10 protein-coding genes and 1 pseudogene are annotated in these 14,029 nt (G+C 46.2%); 9 read left to right on the top strand and 2 right to left on the bottom strand.

Features of this window, described 5'->3' with window-relative positions:
• Positions 1–8: 8 nt before the first annotated feature.
• From FYJ39_RS07100 to FYJ39_RS07130, 7 genes are all read left to right on the top strand, one after another.
• Positions 9–626 (top strand): YczE/YyaS/YitT family protein, encoded by a 618-nt coding sequence (locus tag FYJ39_RS07100; protein WP_154471771.1) that lies wholly within the window; start codon positions 9–11, stop codon positions 624–626.
• Between the two features lie 38 nt (positions 627–664).
• Positions 665–1,675 carry a nucleoside hydrolase gene (locus tag FYJ39_RS07105; protein ID WP_154471772.1) on the top strand — a complete coding sequence of 337 codons (1,011 nt, stop codon included), beginning with the start codon at positions 665–667 and terminating at the stop codon, positions 1,673–1,675.
• A gap of 332 nt (positions 1,676–2,007) precedes the next feature.
• Positions 2,008–3,030 carry an FAD:protein FMN transferase gene (locus FYJ39_RS07110; RefSeq protein ID WP_154471773.1) on the top strand — a complete coding sequence of 341 codons (1,023 nt, stop codon included), beginning with the start codon at positions 2,008–2,010 and terminating at the stop codon, positions 3,028–3,030.
• Positions 3,031–3,417: 387 nt separating this feature from the next.
• A complete protein-coding gene (locus FYJ39_RS07115) occupies positions 3,418–3,843 on the top strand; it encodes a GtrA family protein (RefSeq protein WP_154471774.1) in 426 nt (141 codons plus the stop codon).
• 17 nt (positions 3,844–3,860) lie between these two features.
• The gene (locus FYJ39_RS07120) at positions 3,861–6,740 is read left to right on the top strand and encodes a YfhO family protein (RefSeq protein WP_154471775.1); all 2,880 of its coding nucleotides are present in this window, start codon (positions 3,861–3,863) and stop codon (positions 6,738–6,740) included.
• Positions 6,737–8,128, top strand: coding sequence for an argininosuccinate lyase (gene argH, locus FYJ39_RS07125; RefSeq protein ID WP_154471776.1), 1,392 nt, complete (start codon positions 6,737–6,739; stop codon positions 8,126–8,128). The genes FYJ39_RS07120 and argH overlap by 4 nt, the downstream gene beginning before the upstream one ends.
• Positions 8,129–8,208: 80 nt before the next feature.
• Positions 8,209–8,901: a Crp/Fnr family transcriptional regulator gene (locus FYJ39_RS07130; RefSeq protein WP_154471777.1), complete on the top strand. Its 693-nt coding sequence runs from the start codon at positions 8,209–8,211 to the stop codon at positions 8,899–8,901.
• Here the strand turns inward: FYJ39_RS07130 and FYJ39_RS21485 are convergent.
• Positions 8,893–8,988 (bottom strand): annotated as a pseudogene (locus FYJ39_RS21485) (hypothetical protein); the annotation flags it as partial. The gene FYJ39_RS07130 and the pseudogene FYJ39_RS21485 sit on opposite strands and share 9 nt — an antisense overlap.
• A 295-nt stretch (positions 8,989–9,283) precedes the next feature.
• On the opposite strand from FYJ39_RS21485, the gene tkt reads away from it, so the two are divergent.
• Positions 9,284–11,266 carry a transketolase gene (gene tkt / locus FYJ39_RS07145; protein WP_154471779.1) on the top strand — a complete coding sequence of 661 codons (1,983 nt, stop codon included), beginning with the start codon at positions 9,284–9,286 and terminating at the stop codon, positions 11,264–11,266.
• A gap of 178 nt (positions 11,267–11,444) precedes the next feature.
• Here the strand turns inward: tkt and FYJ39_RS07150 are convergent, their stop codons facing one another.
• Positions 11,445–12,677: an argininosuccinate synthase gene (locus FYJ39_RS07150; protein ID WP_154471780.1), complete on the bottom strand. Its 1,233-nt coding sequence runs from the start codon at positions 12,675–12,677 to the stop codon at positions 11,445–11,447.
• Positions 12,678–12,978: 301 nt separating this feature from the next.
• Between FYJ39_RS07150 and argC the strand changes: the two genes are divergently transcribed.
• Complete coding sequence (gene argC / locus FYJ39_RS07155) at positions 12,979–14,019, top strand: N-acetyl-gamma-glutamyl-phosphate reductase (protein WP_154471781.1); 1,041 nt, start codon at positions 12,979–12,981, stop codon at positions 14,017–14,019.
• Positions 14,020–14,029 lie beyond the last annotated feature (10 nt).

Consider the following 14,029-nt stretch of genomic DNA (forward strand, 5'->3'; position numbering starts at 1 on the left):
ATATTATTATGAAGAATCATTTGGTTAAAAGAACGTTAATCTCTCTGATAGGGTTAATTTTCTGTGGAATAGGTGTTGCGTTGTTTTTATATACCGGGCTTGGAGTAGATCCTGCCAGTGTGTTTGAGCTTGGCATTGCGAATGTATTTCATATCAGTTATGGAACCTCCTCTGCATTAATTAATGTGGTAATCCTGGTGATTGTATTTATAATTGACAAATCCTATATTAATATATCTTCTATGATTGCTATATTTGGTATTGGGTATACGGCGGATTTTGTAAAACTGCTGTTAAATTTGCTCAGGCTAGGAGAATTAAATATAATTATTAAAATGGCAATGATTTTAGCTGGTCTTTTGATTATGGCGGTTGGAATTGCTACATATATCAGAGCGGATCTTGGCGTAGGAGCAATTGATTTAATTTCGGAAATTATCAGCCGGAAAGGAAAGCTTCAGTACAGATTGGTGAGAATTGCAGGAGATATAAGTTTTGTTGTAATTGGTTTTCTCCTTGGAGGAACAGTAGGAATCGGAACGGTTGTAGCTGCCTTTATGACAGGCCCGTCTGTCCAGTTTGTGCGACCTTTCGTTCATAGGATTGTGGATAAAGTAATTGGATAGCAGGACGATAGAGGATAATTTGAATGCTGAGGTGACATATGAAAAAGAAGATCATAATGGATATAGATTCCGTAGGGGATGATATACTGGCTGTTTTATATATGGCGTTGAATGAGAGAGCGGAACTGCTTGGAATAACAACTGTAACAGGGGCGGCAGGAGATATTCAGCAGGCAGCGTGGGTTGCTAGAAATACTGTGGAACTGGCCAAACGTGAAATTTCAATATATGCAGGAGCAGATCATCCAATATCTGACATGGCGCCAGACAATTCAGGAGATCCTGTAAATTTCTATGAAGAATTAAGGTGGAAATTCGGGGATCGGCTAAGAATGTTCAATACACCTGCAAAAAAACCAAAGGGTTTAATTCAAAAGCAGCATGCGGTAGACTATTTGATTCATGCTTTTAATAAAGAGCCGGGCGAAATCACACTAATCACAACAGGACCGCTGACGAATGTAGCTCTGGCGCTTCAAAAAGATCCATCCATTGGGAAGAAAATAAAAGAGGCATATGTTCTTGGTGGAGCCTTTAAAATTTATGGAAATATTTCTCCGGTAACAGAGTATAATATATCTGCGGATCCCGAAGCGGCGAAAATGGTATTAAATTCAGATATGAAAATTACACTTGTACCATTAGATGTGTGTGAAAATAATATATTTGCTGACGGAATGTTGACAAGAGATCATCTTTCTGACATGCAGTATGGCGGAAAAGGAGAAGTGATTGATTATATTGTAAATAAATTTCCTATCTATATTGATATGTGGAGAGAATATTTTCAATTAGGTGGTTTTCCCATGGATGACGTGATTACAGCAGCCATAGCTTTGGACGAAAGCTTATGCAGATATACAGAAGAACTGCATGTTGATGTTGAGCTGGGTGGAAGGTTGACAAGAGGTCAGACGATTGCATTTGTTGGATATCAAATCAATAAATATCCGGAACGCGAACATAAAAATGTAAGGATTGCATGCTCCGTTGAGGGGAAACGCTTTATGAATCATTTTATAGAAACGATAATCAATGGATGCAGGTAAGGTTTTACAAAATCCTGAAAACTTATAAAAGTATTTTTCACAAGCAAAAAACATTCCTAGTTCTCAATAGAGACAAAACAGAAGCTTTCTATAAAGTCATAATGGCTCATACTGTCGGTTGCCCAATTCAGAGCCTGAAACTAGAAAGCTTTTAAGTGAAGCTCAGGATAAAACTGATAATGTCAAAGAAGGGGTTAAAAGTTTTCGGTTGATCTAAGCGCAGTGTATGTGACTGTGAAGGATGGTTTCGTGCATCTGGATATATGCATTAATGGGAGACTTAAAAAGTTTGGTAATTGACTTTTGCACAGCGCAGTGATAGAATGAAAGGCATGAAACGAAAAGGATTCCATACAATTATATTAGCGGTGATAATAGCAATAGGTACGGCTTGGCTGGCAGGATGCAGCAGGAAGGAAGTTGCTCCTGTCAGGCGGTCGTCTTTTTTGTTGAATACCTTTGTGACAGTCACTCTTTATGAGTACTCAGACGAAACCGCTCTGGACGGCTGCATCCAGCTTTGTGCCGATTATGAAAAGCTTCTCAGCAAAACTATGGAAAGCAGCGAAATCTATAAGATGAATCACAGAGCAAAGGGAGAGCGAACCTTTACCGTGTCTGACAAGACTGCCCAGGTGCTGGCAAAGGGGCTGGAGTATTGCCGTCTTTCGGACGGTGCTTTTGACATTACCATTGAGCCCTTAAGCTCTCTTTGGGATTTTACAGCCCAGGAGCCTCAGATACCCTCTCAAGCTGACATTGATGGGAATATTCAAAAGGTTGGTTATAAAAATGTGATCCTGGAGGGCAACACCGTTACATTTCTTAATGATGAGACAGCTATCGATTTGGGGGCCATAGCCAAAGGCTTTATCGCGGATGAGATGAAAACCTATTTGGAGGAGCGCGGTGTTACAAGCGCACTCATAAATCTGGGGGGCAATCTTTTGTGTATAGGCGGCGAGCCGGGAGGAGCACCCTTTAAGGTGGGGATTCAGAAGCCTTACGCTTCCTATGCTGATACAGCGGCTTCCCTAAAGGTGAGAGATTTGTCTGTGGTTTCCTCCGGTGTTTATGAGCGGCATTTTATTAAGGACGGAGTAAATTACCACCATATATTGGATCCAAGGACAGGCTATCCGTATGCAAACGGACTGACTCAGGTTTCCATTATTTCTGAGAAGTCGGTGGATGGAGACGGCCTCAGCACTGCATGCTTTGCTCTTGGATTGGAGAAGGGCAAAAGGCTGATTGAATCTATGGACAATACTTATGGGATCTTTATCACTGAGGACGGAAAGCTGCATTTTACAGAGGGAGCGGAGTCATTTTTATATGGCAGGCCTGGGGTATGAGCCAGAGCGCTTACGTCCGTTTGCTTTTAAACGATTTCGTTTCCTAGAACTGTGCCTGTTATATGGCTGTCATGGGTGATGGTTTCCATAAATGCCCCTTGGATTTCAGATTTTTACTGTCTTTTGCTTTCTGTATTGTCAGATGTCCTGCTTTGCATTGGTATATTCCCGTATCCTTATTAATTAAATTGCTATATATACGCGCAGCTGGCGATATTTGGTCAATAAACTAGGACTGCTGACATCTCTCCAGGGCTATATCCAAAGGTTATTTAAATGACACATAATAGTCGTGGAGCATCTGGTGTTTTGTCTTTACTTTTTGGTAATGCTGTCATATAATAAAAAGGATATTGCAATTTTCAGGGAAGTCAGGAGCATAAAGTGATGCGTAAACTATGGGAAAAATGTATTAACTATGAAACCATAAGCTATCTCATATGTGGCTTTCTCACTACAGCTGTGGATTTTGGAATCTATGGACTGCTGCGGGAAACGGGGCTTAGCGTAGAACTGGCTCAGGCTATGTCCTGGCTGGGAGCGGTGCTATTTGCTTATGTGGTCAATAAGCTGGTTGTATTCCGCAATTTTAATATGCGCCCCTTGTATCTGGCAAAGGAGGCGGGAGCCTTTGTGGCAGCCAGAGTCCTTTCCGGGGCAGCCACCTGGATTCTTATGGTGGCTATGGTGAAGCTGGGCGGAGACAGAGGGTTTATCTATGAGATGTTTTGTAAATTCACAGTCTCAGTTATAAATATGGTTCTGAATTATGTGTTCAGTAAGCTGTGGATATTTAAGAAAAAGCCTGAGTAAAGAAAGGTGACTGTGTCATGGAACGTGATGAGATAAAGCGGGTTGAGCAGGAGCTGGACGCCATTTTAAAGCTTGTCCTTCCAGAGGCGCCTGCCGCAAAGGACGTTTCTGCGGATGGGCGCCCTGATGAGGCGAAGAAGGAAGGTTCAGCTGAAACTGATACTCAGGAGAAAGCATTCCGGGGGTTGGGGGCTGTAAAGGAAACAGCCGCCAGTCAGGAGCCTGGTGATGGGGAGGACGAATTGGAGGCAAAGGATGGCTTATATGAGGAAAGCAGCGCATATAGCTGCGATGATGAGGGAAAGGATGAGGCTGGGAGCTGGCCTGAACAGGAATATCTGCCTGAAGCCGAAGAGAAAGCCCGGAGATTCAGGAGAAAAGCTAAGGCTGGAGGCTTAAAGCTATTAAAGCCTTCCGATGGTCTTGCAGTAGCGTTTTTCATTCCTGTGGTGGTTCTGATTATCATATTTTCTCAGAGAGGCATATTCCCATTCGGGGAGGAAAGTTTTCTAAGGACAGATATGTACCATCAGTATGCCCCCTTCTTTTCAGAATTTCAGCATAAGCTGACGAATGGTGGGAGCCTGTTCTATAGCTGGGACATTGGAATGGGCGTAAACTTCTCGGCTCTTTATGCCTACTATCTGGCCAGCCCTATGAACTGGCTTCTGATTTTATGTCCGAAACCGTATATTATTGAATTTATGACAATCCTGATTGTCTTAAAGACGGGCCTGTCAGGGTTAAGCTTTTCCTGGTATCTGCGCAGGCATTTTAAAACCATGGATTTTGGCGTTGGATTGTTTGGAATCTTTTATGCCTTAAGCGGATATATGGCCGCCTACAGCTGGAATATCATGTGGCTTGACTGTATTCTTCTTTTTCCGGTGATACTTTTGGGCCTGGAGCGGCTGGTCAAGGAAGGAAAGGGAATGCTCTACTGTATTGCGCTGGGGATTTCCATTCTTTCTAATTACTATATTTCCATCATGATTTGCATTTTTATGATGATCTATGTGATTGCGCAAATGCTCCTGTATCCGTCTGAAGGGTTCGGAGCCTTTTTAAAGACCTGCGGCCGATTTGCTTTGTATTCCCTTCTGGCAGGGGCGCTGTCGGCTGTGGTGCTTTTGCCGGAGATATTTGCGCTTCAGGCTACAGCATCAGGAAATTTCGATTTTCCCAAGGATATAAACTCCTACTTTTCCATTTTCGATATGATAGCCAGACACATTGGAAATGTAGGAACGGAAATCGGGCTGGATCACTGGCCGAATGTATACTGCGGAGTGGCGGTTCTTATGTTCTTTCTTTTATACCTTGGAAGCAGAGGGATTGCTCTCAAGGAAAAGATTGTTTACTGCGCCATGCTGCTGCTGTTCTACGCCAGCTTTTCCACCAATGTGCTGAATTTTATATGGCATGGCTTTCATTTTCCAAACAGCTTGCCCTGCCGCCAGTCCTTTATCTATATTGCTCTCATTCTTTATATGTGCTATGAGGCTTATATAAAGCTGTTGGAAACACCGGTTAAATATGTCACCTTGGCTTTCTGGGGAGCGGTGAGCTTTGTCCTTCTGGCAGAGAAGCTGGTGGATAATCCGGAGCAGTTCCATTTTTCTGTATTTTATGTGGCGATTTTACTGTTAGCTGTCTACGGAGGGCTTATTTTGCTGTATAAAAAGAGAAAATGGAGCTTGGATGCAGTTCTCCTAACAGCTCTGGCTGTGGTTTCCATCGAATCTGCGGTGAATATGGCAGTGACCAGTATTCCGACTACCAGCCGTACCGCTTATGTTCAGGACAATCAGGAGGTAGAGGAGCTGACCAGCAAGATTCGGAGCAATACCTTTTATCGTGTGGAAAAGGTGGACAGAAAGACTAAAAATGACGGTGCGTGGATGAATTTTCCTTCCGTTTCCCTCTTTTCTTCCACAGCCGATGCGGCTCTTTCGCGTTTCTTTACGGAGCTGGGCTGCGAAAGCTCTACGAACGCATACAGCATTACAGGCAGCACGCCTCTGGTGGATAGTTTGTTTGCGGTAAAATACGGCCTTTACAGCCAGGAGCCTCCTGCCAGCAGCCTGATGGAGCTGAGCGGACGGTCAGGAGGTACGCTGCTCTATGAGAATTTATATACGCTTCCGGTGGCCTTTATGCTTCCTTCTGACGTGGAAAATAACTGGATTCTGGATTCTGGTAATCCGGCCTATGTTCAGAATGACCTCTGCGCTTTGCTGGGAACGGCACCTGTGCTTACCTCCAATGAAAGTCATTGGGAAGGAACGAAGCTTACCTTTACGCCTGAGATTTCCGGCGATTACTATGTGTATGTGACAAACAAAAGGGTAAAGGAGGTTACAGCTGTTATAGGCCAGAGGACAGAAAGCTTTGACAATGTAGACAGAGGGTTTTTCCTGGAGCTGGGGTATCTGGCCAGAGGGCAGGAGGTTTCACTGGAAGCCACAGGGGAGGATGCGCCTGTTATGAATGCAGAAGTGTGGAGGTTCAACCCGGAGGCAATGATATCCGTTTATAATAAGATGAACCAAAATCCCATTGTATTAACAAGCTGGACAGATACTGGGCTGAAGGGTACCATAACTGCGGATGAAAACGGAGTGATGTATACCAGTATTCCTTACGACAAAGGCTGGAGAATCACGGTGGATGGCAGCGAGGTGTCACCCAGAAAGTTGTTTGATACCTTTCTGGGAATTGATTTGACTGCTGGTGTTCATGAGATTGATATGTCATACGAGCCGGAAGGGCTTCGGGCGGGAGCCTGGATAACGGGAGTATCCGTAGCTGCTCTGGGAATCATAGGTCTTGCAGGTTATGGAAAAAAGAAAAAGAAAGCGAACAGTTGCTCAAAAAGGAGGAAGTGGAAGCCATGAAATTATGGGGCGGACGATTTACGAAGGAGACAAATCAGCTGGTGCACAACTTTAATGAATCCCTCACCTTTGATCAGAAATTTTATCGTCAGGACATAGAGGGCAGCATCGCCCATGTGAAAATGCTGGCTAAGCAGGGGATTCTTTCGGATAAAGATAGGGAGGATATTGTAAAGGGGCTGGAGGATATTCGAAAGGAGCTTGATAGCGGTAAATTGGTAATATCATCCGATTCTGGATATGAGGATATCCACTCCTTTGTAGAGGGAACTCTTACAGAACGTATCGGTGAAGCAGGCAAGCGTCTTCATACCGGCCGCAGCCGCAACGATCAAGTGGCGCTGGATATGAAGCTATATGCCAGGGATGAGATTGATGAGATAGAGGGGCTGGTAAAAAATCTTTTGCAGGAGCTGCTGACTATTATGGAGGCCAATACGGATACCTTTATGCCGGGCTTTACCCATTTGCAGAAGGCTCAGCCAATCACGCTGGCGCATCATATGGGGGCTTATTTTGAAATGTTCTCCAGAGATCGCTCCCGGCTGTCTGATATCCGCAGAAGGATGAATTACTGCCCTCTGGGTTCAGGTGCTTTGGCAGGAACTACGTATCCTTTGGACAGAGCGTACACGGCAGAGCTTCTGGGCTTTTCAGGGCCTACCCTGAACTCCATGGACGCTGTGTCAGACAGGGATTACCTGATCGAGCTTTTAAGCGCTTTATCTATTATCTCCATGCATCTGAGCCGGTTTTGTGAGGAAATTATTATTTGGAACACCAATGAATATCAGTTTGTGGAGCTGGATGATTCCTACAGCACGGGCAGCTCTATTATGCCTCAGAAGAAGAATCCAGACATTGCAGAACTGATTCGGGGAAAGAGCGGACGTGTATATGGAGGGCTGGTATCTTTGCTGACGACTATGAAGGGGATTCCTCTGGCTTACAATAAGGATATGCAGGAGGACAAGGAACTGACCTTTGACGTAATTGATACAGTGAAGGGCTGTCTGGCTCTGTTTACAGGAATGATTTCCTCCATGAGCTTTCGCAAGGATATGATGGAAACCAGTGCAAAGAAGGGCTTTACCAATGCAACAGACGCGGCTGATTATCTGGTAAATAAGGGTGTGGCTTTCCGGGACGCCCATGGCATTGTGGGTCAGCTAGTGCTTCTGTGCATTAAGAAGGGAATTGCGCTGGATGACCTTTCTCTGGAGGAGTATAAGAAAATCAGCCCTGTATTTGAGGAGGATGTGTACGAGGCTATCAGCATGAAGACCTGCGTGGAGAAGCGAGTGACTGTGGGCGGGCCGGGGGAGGCTGCCATGAAGTCTGTGATTGAGATTTATAGAAAGCAGCTGGAGGCTGAAAGCTTGTTGTGATTACGGCTTGACGGACAAACGATTAAATTATATAATATTCACAGCGTAAATGTTGTAAATACAACGGAAAGAGAAGCTGAATGGAAGAATTTCTGCACCTTATAAAAAAATCTCCCCTGTTTTATGGGATAAATGATGAGGAGCTCTATACCCTGCTAAAATGCTGCGGGGCTGAGCTTGTACCCTACGAGAATGGGGAGTATATCTTTCGTATGGGCGAATCGGTGAATAAGGTTATGATTTTACTGCGGGGAAGGGCGTGGGTCCTTCAGGAGAACTTCTGGGGACGCCAGGAGCAGATATACCAGATTAAAGAAGGAGAGATGTTCGGGGAGTCCTACTCCTGTGCCAGAACGCCGATACTTCCGGTGAGTGTGGTGACAGATGGAGCCTGCCAGGTATTGTTTCTTGATTACCAGAGAATGATAACCTTCTGTTCTCTGGCCTGTGATTTCCATACCCGTTTTATTCATAATATGCTCCGCCTGGTGTCTGAGCATAATGTGAAGCTGGAGAATAAGCTGGAGCATGTTTGTAAAAAGAGCACCAGGGAGAAGCTGCTTTCCTATTTGTCCAAGCATGCTTTAGCACAGGGAAGGCGGGACTTTGACATACCTCACAACCGTCAGGAGCTGGCAGAGTACCTCTGCGTGGATCGCAGCGCTATGTCTAATGAGCTCAGTAAGATGAAGGCGGAGGGGATTTTGGATTTCCAGAAGAACCATTTTATCCTCCATGACAGCTATGACGCGGCCCAGAGAGAGGGCGCTTAGGAATAATGCGATGAAACAGCATATGAGTATGTGATAGAGGCCGGTTCCTGTGGAGCCGGCGCTGTTTTGATACGATACATGAAACAGGACGGGGGCCGAGCCCTTGGGATTCTACTGTGCAGGCCCTAAAGGAGCTTCCCTGGCATCCGTTATGGGAGCTGCTTTGGCTGTCGCATCATAGTGACGGCTGTCAAAGGAGCCGGTATTGGCGACTAACCGGACGGATTTTGCCGTATCTCCTTCTATGAAGCCCAAACAAAATCCAATATGAAAAAGTATTGCCCTGTGAACTGTAAATTGCTATAATGAAAAGCAGTTAGGAACAAAATAACGGAAGAAAAATGTACAGGGTGTCTCACCAGACACCAGAACGGAGGAAACTATGAATCAGATTGATACAATGTCAGTAAATGCAATACGGGTTTTGGCGGCAGATGCTGTCCAGAAGGCCAATTCAGGACATCCGGGCCTTCCCTTAGGCTCGGCTGCTATGGCTTACGAGCTTTGGGCAAAGCATATGAACCATAATCCTAAGAACCCCCAGTGGAAGAACAGGGATCGTTTTATCCTTTCAGGAGGCCATGGTTCAACTCTGCTGTACTCGTTGCTGCATCTTTTTGGCTATGGACTTACCAAGGAGGATCTGATGAATTTCCGGCAGGAAGATTCTCTGACTCCGGGACATCCTGAGTACGGCCATACGGTAGGGGTAGAGGCAACTACAGGCCCCTTAGGAGCAGGCATGGGTATGGCTGTGGGAATGGCTATGGCGGAAGCTCACCTGGCTGCTGTATTTAATAAGGAGAATTACCCCGTCGTGGATCATTTTACCTTTGTGTTAGGCGGTGACGGCTGTATGATGGAGGGGATTTCCTCTGAGGCCTTTTCACTGGCAGGAACACTGGGGCTTGGCAAGCTTATCGTGCTCTATGACTCTAACAGGATCTCCATAGAGGGAAGCACTGATATAGCCTTTACAGAGAATGTGCAAAAGCGTATGGAGGCCTTTGGGTTTCAGCTTCTTACGGTAGAGGACGGCAATGATCTGGACGCTATCGGTAAGGCGATTGAGGCGGCCAAGGCAGATACCTCTCGACCGTCCTTTATTACGGTTAAGACTCAAATCGGCTACGGCTGCCCGGCAAAGCAGGGTAAGGCCAGCGCTCACGGCGAGCCCTTGGGAGCGGAGAATGTTACTGCTATGAAGGAAAATCTGAACTGGCCTTCTATGGAGCCTTTCTATGTGCCGGATGAGGTGTATACCAATTACAGAGCATACGGAGAGGCTGGAGCGGCAGCGGAGGAGAAGTGGAATTCCTTGTTTGCGGAATACTGTCAGAAGTATCCCGATATGAAGGAATTATGGGACAAGTTTTATAATCCGGAACTGGCTGAGTCTGTATATGACAGTGAGGAATATTGGGCTTATGATGAGAAGCCGGATGCTACCAGAAGCTTATCCGGCAAGCAGCTTCAGAAGCTTAAGAACCTTATTCCGAATCTGATTGGGGGTGCGGCTGACCTGGCTCCTTCCACCAAGACATATATGACAGATATGGGTGACTTTTCAAAAGAGAATTATAGGGGCCGTAATCTTCACTTTGGCGTGCGTGAGCTGGCAATGGCCGCTATTGGCAATGGCCTGGCTCTCCATGGAGGACTTCGTGCCTTTGTGTCCACGTTCTTTGTGTTCAGTGATTATACAAAGCCAATGGCCAGGCTTTCAGCTCTGATGGGGCTGCCTTTGACCTTTGTATTTACCCATGACAGCATTGGTGTAGGAGAGGACGGGCCAACCCATGAGCCCATTGAACAGTTGGCTATGCTCCGTTCTATGCCCAACTTTCATGTATTCCGTCCGGCCGACGCTACGGAGACCGCAGCCGCATGGTACAGTGCGGTTAGCTCTCAGAATACGCCTACGGCTTTGGTGCTGACCAGACAGAATCTGCCTCAGCTGGCAGGCTCCAGCAAAGAAGCCTTAAAAGGCGCCTATATTCTGGAGGATTCTGTAAAGGCGGTTCCTGACGCAATCATTATCGCTACCGGCTCTGAGGTGGAACTGGCAGTTGGGGCAAAGGCAGAGCTGGCAAAGGAAGGAATGGATGTGCGTGTGGTAAGCATGCCGTCTATGGATGTATTTGAGGAGCAGACAGAAGAATACAAGGAAAAGGTTCTTCCGAAGGCTGTGCGCAGGAGAGTGGCTGTGGAGGCCTTAGGTGAGTTCGGATGGGGCAAGTATGTTGGCTTAGATGGGACGACCGTGACAATGAAGGGCTTCGGAGCCAGCGCTCCGGCAGGTCTGCTGTTTAAGAAGTTTGGATTTACAGTTGAGAATGTAGTGGCTGCCGTAAAGTCGCTGTAATTATCTGTAATCAGGATAGAAATATAGGACATTTGGCCGGAACTGGCGCATGGTATGCGCTGGCTCCGGCTTTTGCGGTTTTTTCCAGCTCGCTTGAAGCCTATGTCCAGGAAGCAGCAAAAAGCGAACCCCTAAAGAAGGTGTCCGCTTTTGATTCTGCTATATTCTCATGAAACGGCTATTTCTCTGTTTCAGCGGCTTCTAATTCCGCCATCTTCATAGCCCGAACCTTTAAGGGCAGTCCGAATAGAGTGATAAAGCCGTCCGCATCGTGGTGATCGTACAGATCACCGGTTGTGAAGGAGGCCAGAGACTCGCTGTACAGGGAGTAAGGGGAGGTAGTTCCCGCCTTTATGATATTGCCTTTGTAGAGCTTGAATTTTACCTCTCCTGTCACGTATTCCTGGGTGGAATCGATAAAGGCCCCGATGGCTTCTCGCAGAGGAGTGAACCATTTTCCCTCATAAACAATCTGGGCAAGCTTGCCTGCCATATCCCTCTTAACTTCCATGGTAGCCCGGTCTAATACCAGCTCCTCCAGCTGCTGGTGTGCTTCCATTAGAATGGTTCCCCCCGGAGTTTCATATACGCCCCGGGACTTCATGCCAACCACCCGGTTCTCCACAATGTCTACGATACCGATGCCGTGCCTGCCGCCCAGCTCGTTCAGCTTACGGATCACATCGGAGACCTTCATGGCTTCTCCGTTTACACTGGTAGGAATACCTTTTTCAAAGGTCATCGTTACATATTCGCCCTCGTCGGGAGCCTTCTCAGGTCTTACACCCAGTACCAGAAGGTGATCATAGTTGGGCTCCTGAGCCGGATCTTCCAGCTCCAGTCCTTCGTGGCTGATGTGCCATAGGTTTCTGTCACGGCTGTAGCTGTTGTCAGCAGAAAAGGGGAGATGGATGCCGTGCTGCTTGCAGTATTCAATTTCATCTTCACGGGACTGCATGGTCCACACATCCGTCATGCGCCATGGAGCGATGATTTTCAAGTCCGGAGCCAGAGCCTTGATGCCCAGCTCAAAACGAATCTGGTCATTGCCTTTGCCGGTTGCTCCGTGGCAAATGGCGGTAGCCCCTTCCTTCCTTGCGATTTCCACCAGACGCTTTGCGATAGCAGGACGGGCCATGGAGGTACCCAGAAGATACTTGTTTTCATATACAGCATTAGCCTTTACACATGGCATGATGTAGTTGTCGCAGAAGTCGTCTACCAAGTCTTCAATATATAACTTGGAAGCGCCGGATAATTTGGCCCTCTCCTCAAGTCCGTCTAATTCATTGCCCTGTCCGCAGTCGATACAGCAGCATACAACATCGTAACCAAAATTTTCCTGTAGCCAGGGAATGATAGCGGTAGTATCAAGTCCGCCGGAATAAGCTAAAATAACTTTTTCTTGCATGATCATATCCTCCTGAGATTGAACTGTTTGAACTTTCATAAATATACAACATTATTTAGATAAATGCAAGTGAAAAATTAATTTTATAAAAAATATTGCATATTATTCGATAATAATGTATAATTATTAAAATGCAAATAAGGAGGGATGAGGCTGGAGGACTCTGTTTTGGAGCGGCTCTCAAAAAGGGATAAGGATTAGTCAAGGGAAGGGCCGTCTGTAGATGTAAAATCTTTAGTATTAAATGTATATGTCAAAATGAATATATGTGCGAAATAAAACATGGGAGGAGAAAATGGCTATGATTAAAGTGGGTATCATTGGTTCTACAGGATATGCAGGAGGAGAGCTGGCGAGGCTGCTTCTTCAGAGAGAGGATACGGAAATTCTGTGGTATGGATCTAAAAGCTATATTGATCAGAGCTATTCATCTATATATCCGAATATGTATAAGCTGACGGATGGCAAATGTATGGATGATAATATGAAGGAGCTGGCAGAGAAGGTAGATGTGATCTTTACCGCTACCCCCCAAGGACTTTGCGCCTCTATGGTAGATGAGGATATTTTGTCCAGAGTGAGGATCATTGACCTCAGCGCTGATTTCAGAATTAAGGATGTGTCTGTCTATGAGCAGTGGTATAAGCTTAAGCATGGAGCTTCCCAGTTGATAGAGGAGGCGGTGTATGGGATGCCGGAGATCAACAGGGAAAAGGTGAAACGGGCAAGGATGGTTGCCAATCCTGGATGCTTTCCTACCTGCTCCTTCCTGTCTGTCTACCCTTTGGTAAAGGCCGGGCTTATTGATACGGATACCCTTATTATTGATGCGAAATCGGGAGTTTCCGGAGCGGGAAGGGGGGTAAAGGCGGACAGCCTCTACTGCGAGGTAAATGAGAACATCAAAGCCTACGGAGTAGCCACGCACAGGCATACGCCGGAGATTGAGGAGCAGCTGGGGTATGTGGCAGGAAAGCCAGTGACCGTCAGCTTCACGCCTCATCTGGTACCTATGAACCGGGGGATTCTGGTGACTGGGTATGCTTCCCTGACAAGGGAGGTGACATATGGGGAGGTAAAGGCTGCCTATGAAGCATGCTATCGGGATGAGTATTTCGTGAGAGTTCTGGAGAAGGACGTGGCGCCCCAGACCCGATGGGTGGAGGGAAGTAATTTTGCGGATGTGAATTTTAAAATTGATCCCAGAACCAGGCGGATTGTGATGATGGGGGCTATTGATAATATGATTAAGGGAGCCGCAGGGCAGGCTATACAGAATATGAATATAATGTTTGGCCTGCCGGAGCAGACGGGTCTTAAGCAGATTCCTGTATTTCCATAAAAGGGCTGGC

The organism is Clostridium porci (assembly GCF_009696375.1).
Lineage (GTDB): Bacteria > Bacillota > Clostridia > Lachnospirales > Lachnospiraceae > Enterocloster > Enterocloster porci.